General features: G+C 26.0%; 15 protein-coding genes. 3 read left to right on the top strand and 12 right to left on the bottom strand.

The features are described from left to right. Positions 1–10 precede the first annotated feature (10 nt). Together A6P36_RS03195 and purB are read right to left on the bottom strand one after the other, a co-directional pair. Positions 11–418 (bottom strand): acyl-CoA thioesterase, encoded by a 408-nt coding sequence (locus tag A6P36_RS03195; RefSeq protein ID WP_066760906.1) that lies wholly within the window; start codon positions 416–418, stop codon positions 11–13. A gap of 19 nt (positions 419–437) precedes the next feature. After that, on the bottom strand, positions 438–1,733 hold the full coding sequence (purB, locus tag A6P36_RS03190; protein WP_066760905.1) for an adenylosuccinate lyase: 1,296 nt from the start codon (positions 1,731–1,733) through the stop codon (positions 438–440). A 126-nt stretch (positions 1,734–1,859) separates the two neighbouring features. On the opposite strand from purB, the gene A6P36_RS03185 reads away from it, so the two are divergent. Beyond that, positions 1,860–3,128 carry an adenylosuccinate synthase gene (locus A6P36_RS03185; protein WP_066760904.1) on the top strand — a complete coding sequence of 423 codons (1,269 nt, stop codon included), beginning with the start codon at positions 1,860–1,862 and terminating at the stop codon, positions 3,126–3,128. A gap of 108 nt (positions 3,129–3,236) precedes the next feature. Further along, on the top strand, positions 3,237–3,455 hold the full coding sequence (locus A6P36_RS03180) for a glutaredoxin (protein ID WP_242861641.1): 219 nt from the start codon (positions 3,237–3,239) through the stop codon (positions 3,453–3,455). 342 nt (positions 3,456–3,797) lie between these two features. Here A6P36_RS03180 and scpB read toward each other — a convergent pair whose 3' ends face one another. The 7 genes from scpB to A6P36_RS03145 form a co-directional block, all read right to left on the bottom strand. Further along, on the bottom strand, positions 3,798–4,346 hold the full coding sequence (gene scpB, locus A6P36_RS03175) for an SMC-Scp complex subunit ScpB (protein ID WP_066760901.1): 549 nt from the start codon (positions 4,344–4,346) through the stop codon (positions 3,798–3,800). After that, positions 4,339–5,097 (bottom strand): segregation/condensation protein A, encoded by a 759-nt coding sequence (locus A6P36_RS03170; RefSeq protein WP_066760899.1) that lies wholly within the window; start codon positions 5,095–5,097, stop codon positions 4,339–4,341. The genes scpB and A6P36_RS03170 overlap by 8 nt, the downstream gene beginning before the upstream one ends. 106 nt (positions 5,098–5,203) lie before the next feature. Next, positions 5,204–6,379, bottom strand: a complete 1,176-nt coding sequence (locus A6P36_RS03165) for a D-alanyl-D-alanine carboxypeptidase family protein (RefSeq protein ID WP_066760897.1) — start codon at positions 6,377–6,379, stop codon at positions 5,204–5,206. Between the two features lie 90 nt (positions 6,380–6,469). Further along, positions 6,470–7,774, bottom strand: a complete 1,305-nt coding sequence (locus A6P36_RS03160; RefSeq protein ID WP_066760895.1) for a pyrimidine-nucleoside phosphorylase — start codon at positions 7,772–7,774, stop codon at positions 6,470–6,472. Between the two features lie 14 nt (positions 7,775–7,788). Beyond that, positions 7,789–8,952, bottom strand: coding sequence for a phosphopentomutase (locus tag A6P36_RS03155; protein WP_197487217.1), 1,164 nt, complete (start codon positions 8,950–8,952; stop codon positions 7,789–7,791). 23 nt (positions 8,953–8,975) lie between these two features. Then, positions 8,976–9,593 carry a stage II sporulation protein M gene (locus tag A6P36_RS03150; protein ID WP_066760893.1) on the bottom strand — a complete coding sequence of 206 codons (618 nt, stop codon included), beginning with the start codon at positions 9,591–9,593 and terminating at the stop codon, positions 8,976–8,978. 84 nt (positions 9,594–9,677) lie between these two features. Then, the gene (locus A6P36_RS03145) at positions 9,678–10,220 is read right to left on the bottom strand and encodes an NUDIX hydrolase (protein ID WP_066760892.1); all 543 of its coding nucleotides are present in this window, start codon (positions 10,218–10,220) and stop codon (positions 9,678–9,680) included. A gap of 119 nt (positions 10,221–10,339) precedes the next feature. On the opposite strand from A6P36_RS03145, the gene A6P36_RS03140 reads away from it, so the two are divergent. Further along, positions 10,340–10,933 carry a hypothetical protein gene (locus A6P36_RS03140; RefSeq protein WP_066760891.1) on the top strand — a complete coding sequence of 198 codons (594 nt, stop codon included), beginning with the start codon at positions 10,340–10,342 and terminating at the stop codon, positions 10,931–10,933. Positions 10,934–11,198: 265 nt separating this feature from the next. Here the strand turns inward: A6P36_RS03140 and A6P36_RS03135 are convergent, their stop codons facing one another. From A6P36_RS03135 to A6P36_RS03125, 3 genes are read right to left on the bottom strand one after another with little or no spacing between them, the layout of a single operon-like run. Next, a complete protein-coding gene (locus A6P36_RS03135) occupies positions 11,199–14,279 on the bottom strand; it encodes an AAA family ATPase (protein WP_066760890.1) in 3,081 nt (1,026 codons plus the stop codon). Between the two features lie 14 nt (positions 14,280–14,293). Then, positions 14,294–15,454 (bottom strand): exonuclease SbcCD subunit D, encoded by a 1,161-nt coding sequence (locus tag A6P36_RS03130; RefSeq protein WP_066760888.1) that lies wholly within the window; start codon positions 15,452–15,454, stop codon positions 14,294–14,296. 17 nt (positions 15,455–15,471) lie between these two features. Beyond that, complete coding sequence (locus A6P36_RS03125; RefSeq protein ID WP_066760887.1) at positions 15,472–16,713, bottom strand: competence/damage-inducible protein A; 1,242 nt, start codon at positions 16,711–16,713, stop codon at positions 15,472–15,474. Positions 16,714–16,719 lie beyond the last annotated feature (6 nt).

Raw genomic sequence — 16,719 nt, 5'->3', positions numbered from 1 at the left:
TTTTCCAAATTTAAATATTAGAATAAACTTCATAAAGATTTTTAAGTTCTTTATCAATGCGAACTGGTTTAAAATTTTTTTTACTTACGCAAACAATTGTAACTAAAGCACTAACTTTTTCTTCATTTTTGTCATTTAAAATTGTTTGCTTGTAAATTGTTTTTATTTGGGTACTTTTATAAATTTCCGTTTCAACTCTTATACTTTCGCCATATCTAGCAGGATTTAAAAATTTTATCTCCATAGAATAAACTGGAAACAAATATCCAATTTTTTCAAAATCCATCATATTAAATCCAACATCTTTTAAAAAATTTGTTCTTCCTATTTCCATCCAAACAAGATAATTTGAATGATAAACAACCCCCATTTGATCAGTTTCCGAATATCTAACTTCAATTTCTCTTACTGATTTCATTTTTTCCTCCTTGAACAAATTATAAAATTCCAACTCTTTTTAAAATCGTATCTACATTTCTCAAATGATACTCAATAGAAAAACTATCTTCAATTTCATCTCTTGTTAAATGCTTCAATACTTTTTCACTTTCAAACAAAATATCTTTAAAATTTCTACCACTTGTCCAAGAACTCATAGAAAGAGGTTGAATTATATCATACGCTTCCTCTCTCGACAAACCTTTATCAATTAATTTTGTCATTACTCTTTGAGAAAATATAACTCCATTTGTTTTATTTATATTTTTAATCATATTGTCTTCAAAAACCACAAGATTTTCCAAAATATTTGTAAACCTATTTAACATATAATCAATCAAAATCGTAGAATCTGGTAGAATTATTCTTTCAGCACTTGAATGTGAAATATCTCTTTCATGCCACAATTGTATATTTTCAAAAGCAGAAACCATATATCCTCTTAAAACTCTAGCACACCCAGCAATATTTTCACTTGAAATTGGATTTCTTTTATGTGGCATAGCACTTGATCCTTTTTGTCCCGAAGAAAAAAACTCTTCAACTTCACGAACTTCTGTTCTTTGAAGATGTCTTATTTCTATACCAATTTTTTCAAGTGTTGAACCAATTAAAGAAATAATTGAAATATATGTAGCATGTCTATCTCTTTGAAGAGTCTGAGTTGAAATATTTGATGAAATTAAACCTAATTTTTCACAAACATAATCTTGAACAAAAGGTTCTGTATTTGCAAAAGTTCCAACAGCTCCACTTATTTTTCCAACTTCAACTTCTCGAGATGCTAACTTAAATCTCTCAAAATTTCTTTTCATCTCATCATACCACAATGCAAACTTAAGACCAAAACAAGTTATGTCTGCATGAACTCCATGAGTTCTTCCAATACACGGAGTATTTTTATATTTAATCGCCTTTTCCTTTAAAACTTCAAGAATTTTTTGTACATCATTTTTTATAATATCATTTGCTTGTTTCAATAAATATCCATAAGCAGTATCAACAACATCTGTACTCGTTAGTCCATAATGAACCCATTTTTTTTCATCACCTAAAGATTCACTAACTGCTCTAGTAAAAGCTACAACATCATGACGAGTTTCTTTTTCCAATTCATAAATTCTATCTAAATCAAATTTTCCATTTTCCCAAAGTTTTTTAACATCATATTTAGGAATAATTCCTAATTTTTCAAATGCTTCACTCGCAAAAAATTCAACCTTCAACCAAGCATCAAATTTATTTTTATCAGACCAAACATTTAACATTTCTTTTCTCGAATATCTTTGAATCATAACTACCTCTTCAAAAAACTTTTTACAAAAATAATCCATACTCACTTAAAATAATTCTAACTAAAAATAGAGCTAAATTCCACAAAATTTGTTATACTTAAATTAAAAAATCCAAGGAGTTTAATTATGAATTCATTAGTTATTGTTGGAACTGGATGGGGGGACGAAGGAAAGGGAAAAATAACAGATTATCTTTCCAAAAAATTTGATATTTGTGTAAGATTTCAAGGTGGAAACAATGCTGGACATACTATAAAATTTAACAACAACAAGTACGCTCTTAATTTAATTCCATCAGGTATTTTTAATCAAAACATTCAAAACATAATGTCAAACGGAATGGTTATAGATTTAAAAGCTTTAGTTAACGAAATTGATATACTTAAATCAAAAGATTTTGATTGTGAAAACTTACATATTTCAGATAGAGCACATGTTTTGTTTCCATATCATATACAACTTGACGAAATTTTCGAAAATATAAAGGGAAATGATAAAGTTGGAACAACTAAAAAAGGTATTGGTCCTTGCTACACAGATAAAGCAATGCGAATAGGTATTAGAATTGGAGATTTATTAAACAAAGATTCTTTTTACAAAAAACTTTCTCAAAATGTTGAATACGTAAACAAACTTTTATCAATTTTTAATTCTACAACTTTTGATGTAAATGAACTTTATAATGAATATACTTCCTACGCTAACATAATAAAACCACACATAAAAGATACATCTTTATTTCTAATGAATGCTTTAAACGAAAACAAAAAAATATTATTTGAAGGTGCTCAAGGCATAATGTTATGTTTAGATCACGGTACATATCCATACGTTACAAGTTCATCACCATCTGCTGCATCTGTTGCCTTAAATTGTGGTATACCTCCTCAAAGCATACAAAAAGTTTTAGGAATTACAAAATCTTATGCAACTCGCGTTGGTGAAGGAGTGTTTCCAACAGAACTTTTCTCTGACATTTCAAATACAATCCGTGAAACTGCTCATGAATATGGAACAACAACTGGAAGAGCTAGAAGAATTGGCTGGCTTGATACTGTAGTTTTAAAACATGGAAAAAGAATTTCTGGAATTACAGACTTAGCAATTACTCTATTAGATGTATTAACAGGATTTGAAAAATTAAAAATATGTACTTCTTACATGTTAGATGGAAAAGAAATAGATTACATTCCATCAACAATAGAAGAACTTAATAAATGTAAACCTGTTTATATTGAATTAGATGGATGGTATGAAGATATTTCAAATGTTAAATCTTTTAATAATCTTCCTAAAAATGCAAAAAATTATATACATAAAATTGAAGAAATTACTGGAATAAATGTTTCTATAATTTCTGTAGGTCCTGATAGAAAACAAACAATTGAAAAATAAAAATAATTCGCTATAATTATGAGAAAACTATAAAAAAATTTTATTTAAGAGGTGATTACGATGTACGATATAAAAATTTATGGAAACGATAAATGACAAGCTTGTATTATGTTGAAAGAGGATCTTTCAAAAAAAAATATAAACTATGAATACATAAACATTTTAGAAAGTATGGCAAATTTAAAAGAATATCTTTATTTTAGAGACAATAATGAACTTTTTGATGAATATAAAGCAAATCAAAAACTTGGAATTCCATTAGTAGTTGTTAAATCAGACAATGAAACAAAATTATTTATTGAACGTCATAAAGCTGACTTTATATAAATTCCGTAAATAATCTTATTTTCATTATTGAATAAAATATATTTTTAATGGATAATATATTAGTGGAAACCATTTAAGAATTTATAAGATTAGATTTTGTACTTATGTTTAATATAAACATCTATTTAAAGTATAAAGTTTAAGCACGTAGATTATTTATTAAAACTGCACCTTATAATTCTTACGTGGTTTCTTTATTTTTTGTTTGACTTTAAAGAGATTTAATAAGATAATATCCCATAAGGAGGAATTTCTATGTCGAAATCTACGATATATTTACTACGAAGAATAATTTTTTGTATTTTATTTTTCCTTTTAGGATGTTTAATAGGATTTATTTAATTATTCATCATTTGCTATTTCTTCAAGAACTGGAAGTTCTTCTAGTTTTTCTATTCCAAATTGTTTTAAAAAATTATCTGTTGTTCCATATAAAATTGGACGACCTACAACTTCAAGTCTTCCAGATTCTTTTATTAAATCCTTTTCTAAAAGCGTTTGAATAGCCTTATCACTACGCACTCCCCGTATTTCTTCAATTTCCACCCTAGTTATTGGTTGCTTATAAGAAATTATAGACAGCGTTTCTATAGCTGCTTGAGAAAGTGATTGACGCTGATTTGTCTTTAAAAGTTTAACTATGTATTTTTCATTTTCTGGTTTTGTACCAAGTTGATATTTATCATCTATTTTAAAAACTTTTATACCTCTATTTGGTCTATTATATAAATTTTCAAATTCTTCCATAAGTTTTTCAACAACTTGTATATCCTCATCTAAAATACTACTCATCTCTTTCAATGAAATAGGGTCACCATGAACAAAAAGTAAAGATTCTATTGCTGAAAAATATATCTCTATTAATTCCATATCAAGGTTAATTTTATTCATCTAAAATATCCTCTCCTGTTTCTTGAATTTTTTGAATTATTATGTTTGTAAATCTATCAACCTGAATGACTTTAAAATATTTTTGTTTTACAAGTTCAAGAACAGCAATAAAAGTAACTATAATCTCAATTTTTTCTTCACAATTTTCAATAATCTCATCAAATTTTAAAATTGATTCTTTTGTTTGCTTTAAATATTCAATTTTATCTTGAATTTTAAACTTATCTACATAAATATTGTTCTGAATTGGATTCGATATATTTTGTTTCTCAACATAAGCATTTATTAAAGCTTTATATTTAAGATAAAAATCCAAAATATCCATATCCTTAAATATTTCATTTAAATCTAGTAATGAATCCTTTTTTTGAAATATTATTTCTGGCTTTTTAAAATAAACATTACCTTTAGATACATACTTAGACAACAAATATTCAGAAACTTTTTTAAATTTTCTATATTCAACAAGACGATCAAACAATATTTTTTGTAAATCTTCTTCCTCCTCTTGCTCTTCAACTTTTAATTTCTTAGGAAGAAGCGAACGCGATTTAATTTCAATTAAAGTCGCAGCTATAACAATGAATTCAGAAGCTATATCCAAATCCATTTCCTTTAATTTATTTATGTAATCTATATATTTAACCGTTATATCGTAAATATTAACGTTGTAGATATCCATTTTATTTTTTTTAATTAAATGTAATAATAAATCAAAAGGGCCTTCAAAATTCTCTATTTTTATATTCATTTTTATAACCTTTAATTTAAAAATCAAATTTAATTTCATAATTATAACAAATTTTAAAAAATGAAAATAGAGTAATTAAAATTAATTACTCTATTTTTAAAAATATCTACTTATTTTCAACATTTTGTTCTTGATCATCTTTTTTGAAAATTCCAGATAATTTATCAAACAAACCGTTAATTTTTATATCACGATCGCTATAAACTTCTACTCTTCCAACCTCTTTACCATCAATTAAAACTGCCACATCTCCAACAACTTCACCTTGTTTTATATTTTTCTTGCTCTTATCAACATTAATCTTAGTTGAAATTTTTAATTCCTTACCTTTTTCAACAACTACATTTAAAGGTTGCTTAGCCTTTAACATTATAAAATTATTTTTATTATTTCCAAATTGGAATTTTGATATTTCTGCATCTTGTGCAATTATTTCTTTTCTCTCAAATAATGAGAAACCATAATTGAGTAACATGCTAGCATCTCTATTTCTTATTTTGTAAGTTGGTGCTCCCATTATAATCGCAAGCATTCTAACGCCATTTCTTTGTGCTGTAGCTGAAATACAATATTTAGCTTCATTTGTAAAACCAGTTTTTAATCCATCACATCCGTTAAAAAATCTAACAAGTTTATTGTGATTTACAAGTTCTATTGGAGTTTTTCTATTTGCAGAAATCGTTTCCATATATGTACCACTATATTTTAATATAGTTTCATGCTTTAAAAGTTCTTTTGACATTATAGAAATATCATAAGCAGTAGTTAAATGATTTTCTGTTGGAAGCCCTGTAGGATTTTGAAAAGTAGTATCTTTCATACCAAGCTCTTTAGCTCTATCATTCATCTTTTTAACAAAGTTTTCAACCGTTCCTCCAAGATACTCAGCAAGTGCAACGGCTGCATCATTTCCAGAAGCTATTGCAACACCTTTTAAAAGGTCTTCAATTGTTCTCATTTCACCAGCTTCTAGAAGCATAGTACTTCCACCCATTTTTTGCGCATTTTCAGTAACCGTTACAACATCATCTAATTTAATTTTTCCACTGTCAATTGCCTCCATTGTTAAAAGCATTGTCATTATTTTAGTAACGGAGGCAGGTGCAAATTTTTCCTTCGAATTTTTATCAAATATAATTTTTCCTGTCTCAACTTCCATTAATATAGCCGATCTTGCTTCAACATCTATACCTTGTGTAGAATCACTCATAGCTTTTGCTGGAAAACAACTAACTATAAAAGAACACAATACACCAAATAATACCGATTTAAATATTCTCATGAATATCCTCCCTTTGACATAAAAAAATAACCATACAAATATAATCACCAATTATCGTGATATTATTTAATATGGTTATAATATTAAATGTTATTTTATAATTTTATAAATTAGTTCATTTTTCGTTTTATATTGTGTTGAAATTTTAATATTTTTCTTTAGTCTTTCATGTATATTTTCCATGTTTTTAAAATTGTTATGATGAATACTACAAATTACATCTCCAACTTTTACATAATCAGAAACTTTTTTCGAAAAAATTAATCCTACTGAAGGATCTATTATGCTGTCTTTCGTTTCTCTTCCTGCTCCTAAATTCATGGCAATTTTACCAATCTCCTCGGTATCAATAGATGAAATATATCCTTCTTCTTCAGCAACAAACAAATCAATATTACTCGCATTTTTATAATCATTAATATTGTCTATAATTGAAAGATTTCCACCTTGTGATACTATCCACTCTCTGAATTTTTCATAGGCAGTCCCATCTTCAATTTTCTCTAATGCTAATTTTTTTGCTTCCTCTATTGAATTTGCTTTTCCTCCAAGATAAATCATAAGTGATGATATAGTTAAAGCAACTTCAATTAAATCTTTAGGTCCATTTCCTCTCAAAACATCAATAGCTTCTCTAACTTCTATTATATTACCAATACCATTACCAAGAGGTTCATCCATATTGGATAATACACAAATTGTTGTTTTGTTTAATTTTTTTCCTATATTAACCATTGTTGTTGCAAGTTTCTCAGCATCATCTAATGTTTTCATAAATGCTCCACTTCCAACTTTTATATCTAAAACGATAGCATCTGCACCTGAAGCTATTTTTTTACTCATAATACTAGAAGCTATTAAAGAAATGTTATCAACCGTAGCTGTAACATCTCTAAGAGCATATATTTTTTTGTCTGCTGGAGCTAATGCATCTGTTTGTCCAGCAATAACCATTCCATATTTTTTTACTCGCTCTTTAAATTCATCTATTGCCATGCTTGTTTCAAATCCTTCAATTGACTCAAGCTTATCTATAGTACCTCCTGTAAAACCAAGTCCACGCCCACTCATTTTTGCAACTGGAATACCAAGCGAAGCTACAATTGGAGTTACAATTAAAGAAATTTTATCTCCTACACCACCTGTAGAATGTTTATCAACCTTTATTCCATCAATATCTTTCAAATCAAGAGTTTTCCCTGAAAAAGCCATAGCTAAAGTTAAATTTGAAGTCTCATCATCTGACATTTTATTTAAAAACATTGCCATAATTAAAGCTGAAGCCTGATAATCTGGAATACTACCTCTGGTATATTCATTCACAAAATATGTTATCTCTTCTTTAGATAATTCAAGTCCATTTTTTTTCTTATCAATTATATCTATGATATTCATACAAACTCCTAAAACTAGCTTAATATATCATTTTTAAAACTAACTCCATGTAAATCATTTTTTATGTTAAACAAATCTAAAACTGTTTTTCCAATGTCTGAAAAACTATTTCTCACACCTAAATCAACAACTTTCATCTTCTTACCATAAACGATAAGAGGAATTTGTTCTCTAGTATGATCTGTTCCTTGAGTTGTAGGGTCGCAACCATGGTCAGCTGTTAAAATTAATAAATCATCTTCATTTAAATTTTCCAATAATTCTGGAATCTTTGAATCAAATTCAGATATTGCGTTTGCATATCCTTCTACATCATTCCTGTGACCATACATCATGTCAAAGTCAACTAAATTTGTAAATAAAAGACCATTAAAATCTTTTTTCATAACCTCAATAGTTTTATTTATTCCATCTAAATTACTAACTGTTTTAATCTTTTCTGTTATTCCAAATCCATTAAATATATCATAAATTTTTCCTATGCTTATTACATCCTTATTATCCTCTTTAAGATAATCAAGCATTGTTTTACCTGGTGGATCTATTGCATAATCTTTTCTATTTGAAGTTCTTTTAAAACTTCCAACTTCACCGACAAATGGTCTTGCTATTACACGTCCAATTAAATTATCTCCAACTAACATTTCTCTAGCAATTTCACACATATTATATAATTCTTCAATAGATATAACTTCCTCATGAGCAGCAATTTGAAACACAGAATCAGCAGACGTATAAACTATTGGTTTTCCAGTTTTTATATGTTCTTCTCCCAATCTTTCAATTATTTCTGTTCCTGAAGCTACACAATTTCCAAGAATTTTTCTTCCAATCTTACTTTCAAATTCATCAATAATTTCTTTTGTAAAACCATTTGGAAATGTTTTAAGAGGTACTTTTGTTACAACTCCTGATATTTCTAAATGTCCTGTAATTGTATCTTTTCCTTGAGATAATTCATTACAAACTCCAATAGATGCCATTGGATTTTCACAAGGCTCTAGATTTAACGATTTTATATTTCCTATACCTAATTTTTTAAAATTATCTATTATAATATTTTTTGAGTTTTTTATTACATTTGCAAAAGTATTACAATCTTTATCTCCATAACTAAGTGAATCATGCATTTCTCCAACGCCTAAACTATCTAAAATTATTAAAATAACCCTCTTAATCAAAAATAATCACCTCAAATTTTTTAAAATATTAATTTAATTATAAACGGTGTAACCAAACATTGAAACAACAAAGAAATTAAAACACTAATCAAAATAAATAAACTCATAAATCTAAACGAAATAGAACTATCATTTGTAGAAAATTTCCCTTTAAATCTCGTTCTTGAAATTCCACGGGAAATACTTTTTACACACAATAAAATATACAAAAATATAATTAAAGCATTTGGAACTATTATGGTCAAAATCGTTAATAAAATTCCTTTAAAACTAAAACTTGTTAGCATAAAAGTAACGGTAAACCCAAGTGTAAATCCTTTTAATGCTAAAGTTACTAATGTTATCGGAGAAAATATAATGCTGGTGCTAAACAAAATGAAAATAACAATAGGAACAGCTACTGTTAAAAATGTAGTTTTAAAAATATAAACCATATTAAAATTTCCATCTTTAATTGTGTTCATATACTCTATAAAATCATTTTCAAGATAAGTAACAATTTCTGAATCTAAGTATGTAAACAAATAAACACCTATTAAGAAACCTGAAAATAAAAATAGTAAAACCATCATATAAATAATAAAATTTTTACTATAATTTTCTTTTAATCCTACTGTTAAAGTTCTACTTTTTATCATATTTCTCCATCCCCCTTATTTATTATAAATAAATATGAGAAAAGAAATATATATATGTTATAAAATAAATAAAATTTTTTATTTTTATTTATTATTAAGAATAAAATTTTCTAAAAATTTTATTGCACATATAGTTTTACTATCAAATATTTTTCCTTGGATTATCATGTCATTTATTTCATCTAAATCAAACTCATGTAAATTTATAAATTCATCTTCATCTCCACCTTTTAAGCCTTTATATAAATCACTGGCATAATACAAATAAATAATTTCATCTGCAAATCCAGGAGTCATTACAATCTCGCCTAAAAATTTAATTGTTTTAGCCTTATAACCTGTTTCTTCTTCCAATTCTCTCAAAGCACATTTTTCATGATCTTCATTTTTTTCAAGTTTACCTGCTGGAACCTCAAGTAAAACTTTATCAATTGGTTTTCTGAATTGTTCAACAAACACTATTTTTCCATTATCTTTAACAGCAATAATTGCTACTGCTCCATTATGACGAACAATATCTCTTTCTGAAAATTTTCCATTTGGCAATAAAACTCTAACCTTTTCTAAATTAAAAATTTTTCCTTCATAAATAATTTCGTTAGAAATTGTTTTTTCAAATAAATCCATAAGACCTCCAAATTTAAAAATAATATTTCACATATAAAGTTTAACATTATTTAATACGATAAAGAATTCAATTCCATATAAAATTTAAAACAAACCTTCAAGGAGGCATTTTACTCACAATGAAAAAACATTACTTAAAATTAATAACCACAATTAGTTCTTCTATTTTATCTTACAGCCTATTAGTAGCTCCATTCACATCAAACGCAGCTATGAGACCAAGAACTCCATCTTCACCAATAAATTCTGGAATGAATGGAAGGATGCTATTTAGACCAATAAACCCTGCTGGTACAAGTTCTACTTCAGGTAAACTTCATAGACCAACACCTATAAATCCATTAACTACAAAATTCAATCCTATGTATGATTCTGATTCTAGTAGCGTTAATTCTGCTAGTCTAAAAAGTGTTGGTTCTAGTTCTAGTTTAGGAAGTGCTGATTTTAATTCTACTCTAGGAAGTGTACATTCTAATAATGGTAATAACTCTCATACAAATAATACTTCAACAACTTCTCCAAAAAATACAAGTAACCCTTCTAGTTCTGGAAATTCAAGATTTAGATTGAAATTTACTGACTATGCTCTAATGGGTATAACTGCTGCTTCTCTAGCTGGCTTGGGAGTAACAATAAGTCAACTAGTAGACGAAGATAACAATGAAACAAATGATAATAAGCCACAATTAAACGAACACGTTAATCAAAACTAAAAAATTTTAGCAATGTACTAAATTAAGTACATTGCTATTTTTAAAAAATAAAAAATATAATAAAATCTGAAAATCAGAAATTATTATATTTTTACAAATGCTATTTTAAGTTTATTTTTAAAAATACGGTGTTAATTTTAAACAATACACCTTTAAAATTAAGAGGATAAGAAAATTAATTAATATATTTTTTAAAAGGAGTTCTCTATTATTATAACAATTTTAAATATATTTATACACCCTACCGAAAACTTTTCTCTTTCCCCTAATTTATTATTTTAATTTTACTTCCATCAATCGAATCTAAAACCTCAATCTTAGATTTTATAAAATCTTTCAAGTCTTGTACGTGCGATATTATTCCTATTAATTTGGATTTATCATTTGCATCAATCAAACATTCAAGTGCATTTTGAAGAGAATCAGAGTCTAAGGATCCAAAACCTTCATCTATAAACAATGTATCTATAGAAATCCCTCCTGAATATCTTTGTACAACATCTGAAAGTCCAAGTGCTAAAGAAAGGGAAGCTTTAAAACTTTCTCCTCCCGATAAAGTATTTATTTTTCTTTCATTTGATGTGTAATTATCAAACACACTTATATCCAACCCTTGTTGTATTCTCAAATCAAAATTTTCCTTCAAATGTCTAAATAAATATCTTCCATTTGTTAATTTTGAAAAACGTATGTTTGCAGCGGCTATTATTTCTTTGAAATATATCCCTAAAATATATCTCTCAAAACTTATTTTATATTTGTTATTTCCATTTGAAATTTTATTTAATTCATTTAAATTAGTTTTGTATTTATCAAAATCTACTATCTTCTTGTTAATTGAAAAAATATTATCCCTCACACTTTCTAATAAAGAAATTTTATTAGAATAATTCTTTTCAACATTCTCAATTTCAATAAGTTTTTGATTTAATTCAAACAATTTATTTTCAAAATCGTTTAAGGATTTAAACTCTATATCTTTAAGTTCTTTTCTTAAATTTGAAATATTTCCTTCTAAAAATCTATACTCATCTCTTTTACTTTCCAAAAATGAATTTCTTTGATTAAATTCCTCTTCCGATAATTTAAATTTCAAATATTCTTCAACATTTAGAAAATCATTATTTTTTATAGATTCCAAAAACGCTTCCCTTTTCAAATTAATTTCATCTTCTAATTTTTTAATATCATTATTTTTAATATCAATTTGAGCTTTTAACTTCAAAATTTCATCTTCACATTTTTTTACGTTATTTTTCAAAATCTCATTTCTTTTAAATAATTCTTCATATTCATTTTTTAACTCATTTAAAATATTTGTATAATCAGCCTTACTATGTACATTATATTTCAGTAATTTATCATTTTTTTCATTTAATATAACATTAGTTGCTAAAATATTTGCTTCTATTTTGCTTATATCTTTATCTATATTTTCATTTTCACTTTGATTAATTTTTAAATCATTTTCTATATCTACCATGTAATCTTTAGATTTTAAAATTTTTTCATAAATATTATTACTTTCATCAAGATTAAATTTTAAATCATTTAAAATTAAATCTATTTCGCTTAACAACTCTTTTTTATTTTCAAATACATAAAATGTTATAAATTCTCTCTGTGTATCTATTGATAACAATTCATTATATTTTTCTTCTAAACTGCTTTTTCTAACTGAAAGCTGATTTTTTAAAAATATTGTTTGTTCGTTAATGTTATTTCTTTTAGTCTCCAATTCACTAAATTCCAACTTTAAATTTTTTACAAATACCTCATCAATTGAATCATTAAATAATTCAGCTTTCTTAGGATGAACTCTAGAACCACACACCATACATGGAGAATCATCAACCAAATTTTTTGCTAAAATTCCAGCTTGATTTCTTAAATAAATTTCTTCACACTCTCTAAGTTCTTCACTTTTTTTGTTATACAATTCAAAAATTTCATTGTATGAGGGTATTATGTTTTCATAATTCAAAAAACTTTCGTTATAAAGATTTAAACTTTCATCATATTTAACCAAACAATTTTTCAGTGAATCAAAATGAGTAATTTTACTTTTTATGTCCAAAATTTTTAAATTTATATCCTTATTTTCAAATTCAAATTTTAAAATTTCATTTTTTTGATTTTCCAGCTTATAAATGTTTTTTAAAATATCTTCTTTTCTCGAATTAAAAAACTTAATTTTATCTTGTTCATTTAAAATATCATTTTCACATTTAATTTTTTCGTCTATTATATTTTCTAAACTTTCAAGTTCAATAATTTTGTTATTTAAATTTTGAATTTTAATATTATTTGTTTCATTATTTTCCAAATCTTTTTCATAATTCTTTAAATTCTTTTCATAATCTATCAAACTATTATTCAAAATATTTTTTTCATCTATAAATCCCTTATATGTAATTTCCAAATTATTTAAAATATTTTCTTTATCTCGAATCAAAAATGTTTTTTTAACATTATTTAAATAGTTTGCTTCTTGCTTTAATGTTGGAATATCTATTTCTCTAAACTGTTTTTCAAAATTAATAAGTTCTTTAAATTTATTAAACAAAATATTATGCGTTTCAATATCTTTCTTGTAAAATTCTTTATTTTCAGTTAATTTACTAGCTTGAGAATTATAATTATAAATTTCCTCATCTAAAATCTTGAGTATTTGTTCCATAGATAATTCTTCATAAGAAATGGATTTTATAGATTGAATCGAATCTAGTAAACCATTAATTTTTTCGTTTAAAGAACCTACTTTTTTATCTAGTTCTGAAGCTCTTTCCTTTAAAATATTTTGTATACTTTCAAAATTCATGGTGTTAAAAATTTTTCTATATATACTTTCTCTCTCTCTTGAATCTGCAGAAACTAATTTTCTAAATTCACCTTGAGCAATCATAACAATTTGTTTAAATTGAGAATAATCTATTCCCAAAATATCTTTTATTATTTGATTAACATTTTTTATTCCCGTTATAACTTCATCATCAAATATAATTTTGGCAGATTGTCTATGATGAATTTCCTTCCCTCTAGAAATTTTAATTTGCTCAGGCTCTCTTGTAATTATATATTTTTTATTTTTATGAAAAAATTCAAACTCAACATATGTAACAACACTTTTGTCTGAAAATTGACTTTTAAAAGTATCTACTCTTCTATCTTGTCCACTCGCTTCTCCAAAAAGAGCATAACAAATCGCATCAAAAATCATTGTCTTTCCACTACCAGTATTTCCTGTTATCAAAAACAATCTATCATTAAAAAATTTTGTGAAATCAATTTTTTCAATTCCTTTATAAGGTCCAAATGCTTGCATAGTTAAACGTACTGGAATCATTTAAATTCCTCCCATCAATACTCTGAAATTTCTGAATCTTTAATTACATCCTGTATAATTTTTATTTGAGTATCATTTAATTCTTTATTTGAAACAGATTTATAAAAATTTTCAAACAATTCAAAAGCAGATTTTGAAACTAAATCATCATTACTTACTTGATATTCCATATCTAAATCAAATTGAGTATCTTTAAACTTAACTTCCATAACATTTTTATAAATTTTTCTAAGCCTTGAAACAGGGTCAGACAACCCAATTGAATCATGTAAAATTACTCTATAATAATCCATAACATTTAAATTTTTATAAAACTCTTCACTTATTAACGAATCTAAATATCCTTCAATTTCTCTCATATCATACTTAAGTTTCAATTCTATTTGTTTTATATTTAAGTTCCCTTTTTGAAGCATTTCAACAATAGTAACTGATTTTTTATGTTTCATCTCAGAAAAAGAATACTTAGAAATAGAACCTGCATATCTAATATGATCATACATAACTTTTTGGCTTGCATGTAAATGTCCAAGAGCTACATAATCAAAATCTTTTAATATAGAAGCGTCCATAACTTCTTGTCCACCAATTGAAAGTCTGCGTTCCGAATCACTTTCAATCATTTTATCTCCATTTTTATTTGAAAAATATCCATGTCCAATAAATATATTTCTCTTTGAATAATCTACATGTAATCGATTAATTATATTTTTAAGTGCATCATCAGAAGTTTTTATAGAAGAATCATTATACAAATGCTTTATATGTATCTCATCAAAATAAGAAAGAGGATAAAAATTAATTTCTCCAAATTCATCATTTAGAACAATTTTATTAATTTCTCCATTAAACTTACCCTCTATATAAATTCCTGAATCTTTCAAAAATTCTTTAACAAATGAAATTCTATCCGAACTATCATGATTACCTGAAACCAATATTATTTTACTTCCACATTCTTTAACAATTTTAACTAAAATATTATTTAAAAATTTAACCGATTCTGTATCAACAATTGGTTTATCATATAAATCACCTGCTACTATTACAACATCTATTTTTTCATTTTTTATAATTTGGTATATTTGATCAAATACATATTCTTGATTCTCAAACATCGAAAATTCATTAACCTTTTTCCCAATATGCCAATCTGATGTGTGAAGTATTTTCATCTTTCCTCCTAAAATAACTATAAATTCTTTAAAATATTATAGGTACTTACTAACGCTTCAAAAGTTGATTTTTCTCTAACTCGTTGTCTATCTCCTATAAATCTACATTCTTTTACATATATTTCATCTGAAATTTTAATTCCAATATAAACAAGTCCAGCAGGTTTATTCTCACTTTCTTTAGGTCCTGCAACTCCTGTTACAGCAACACACACTTGAGAATTTGTTCTATTTGCAAGCCCTTTTACCATCTCTTCGGCCGTTTCTTTACTTACAGCTCCAAATTTATCTAATACATCACTTGAAACACCGATATTATTAATTTTAGATTCATTTGAATAAGTAACAAACGACTCATCAAAACATTGTGAAGCCCCAGAAAAATTTACAAACCTTGATGAAATCATTCCACCTGTACAAGATTCCGCAAAAGAAATTTTAAATCCTCTCTTTAATAACTCTTTAAACAAAAGTTCTTCTATTTGTTCTTCTCCTTCTGCATATATAAATTTACCAACTCTTTGATAAACTTTATCTTTAAATGGTTTTATTAAATTTTTACCATGCAAATCATCATTACATTTAGCTGTAATTCTCAAAACTAAATCATCTTCTTTGGCATAAGGAGCAAGAGTTGGATTTTCATTTTCAAACAAGTCCGTTAAATCTTTATTTATTTCTCCTTCATTAGTCCCTGACAACCTTAAAAATTCTGAATAATATTTCGTGTTAGTAAATTTTTCCAAATAAGGTTTTACATAATTATTAAACATAGGATACAATTCTCTAGGTGGCCCTGGAAGATTTATTATTATTTTCCCATCAAAATTTTGAATTACTCCTGGAGCTGTACCAACATCATTTTTAATAAATTCTCCACCATCTGGAATATAAACTTGTTTTAAATTTGCTTCCGTTATATTTGATTTCGTAGTTTTCAATATATTTTCTAAATCTTTAACACACTCATCATTTAAAATCAAATCTTTATTAAAATATTTTGCTGATGCTTCTTTAGTTATATCATCATCTGTAGGTCCAAGACCTCCTGATGTAATAATTAAATTCATACCTCTATTAAAGGCATTTTCAAAGGAATTTAAAATTCTATCAAAATTATCACCAACTGAAGTGTGATAATAAACACTTATCCCAATTTCTGCTAAAGATTTTGTTATAAAATAAGAATTTGTATTTACAATATCACCAAGTAGAAGTTCACTTCCAACGCATATTATTTCACATTTTAAATCATTCATAAATAT

This window comes from Candidatus Arthromitus sp. SFB-turkey, from assembly GCF_001655775.1.
Lineage (GTDB): Bacteria > Bacillota > Clostridia > Clostridiales > Clostridiaceae > Dwaynesavagella > Dwaynesavagella gallinarum.
Note: the sequence above shows the minus strand (reverse complement) of the source record. Positions and strands in the feature narration are given on the sequence as shown.

Bases quoted from the DNA above. Each gene is read 5' to 3' on its own strand.
- A6P36_RS03195 (WP_066760906.1), bottom strand. From the start codon at position 418: ATGAAATCAGTAAGAGAAATTGAAGTTAGATATTCGGAAACTGATCAA.
- purB (WP_066760905.1), bottom strand. From the start codon at position 1,733: ATGATTCAAAGATATTCGAGAAAAGAAATGTTAAATGTTTGGTCTGAT.
- A6P36_RS03185 (WP_066760904.1), top strand. From the start codon at position 1,860: ATGAATTCATTAGTTATTGTTGGAACTGGATGGGGGGACGAAGGAAAG.
- A6P36_RS03180 (WP_242861641.1), top strand. From the start codon at position 3,237: ATGTTGAAAGAGGATCTTTCAAAAAAAAATATAAACTATGAATACATA.
- scpB (WP_066760901.1), bottom strand. From the start codon at position 4,346: ATGAATAAAATTAACCTTGATATGGAATTAATAGAGATATATTTTTCA.
- A6P36_RS03170 (WP_066760899.1), bottom strand. From the start codon at position 5,097: ATGAATATAAAAATAGAGAATTTTGAAGGCCCTTTTGATTTATTATTA.
- A6P36_RS03165 (WP_066760897.1), bottom strand. From the start codon at position 6,379: ATGAGAATATTTAAATCGGTATTATTTGGTGTATTGTGTTCTTTTATA.
- A6P36_RS03160 (WP_066760895.1), bottom strand. From the start codon at position 7,774: ATGAATATCATAGATATAATTGATAAGAAAAAAAATGGACTTGAATTA.
- A6P36_RS03150 (WP_066760893.1), bottom strand. From the start codon at position 9,593: ATGATAAAAAGTAGAACTTTAACAGTAGGATTAAAAGAAAATTATAGT.
- A6P36_RS03145 (WP_066760892.1), bottom strand. From the start codon at position 10,220: ATGGATTTATTTGAAAAAACAATTTCTAACGAAATTATTTATGAAGGA.
- A6P36_RS03140 (WP_066760891.1), top strand. From the start codon at position 10,340: ATGAAAAAACATTACTTAAAATTAATAACCACAATTAGTTCTTCTATT.
- A6P36_RS03135 (WP_066760890.1), bottom strand. From the start codon at position 14,279: ATGATTCCAGTACGTTTAACTATGCAAGCATTTGGACCTTATAAAGGA.
- A6P36_RS03130 (WP_066760888.1), bottom strand. From the start codon at position 15,454: ATGAAAATACTTCACACATCAGATTGGCATATTGGGAAAAAGGTTAAT.
- A6P36_RS03125 (WP_066760887.1), bottom strand. From the start codon at position 16,713: ATGAATGATTTAAAATGTGAAATAATATGCGTTGGAAGTGAACTTCTA.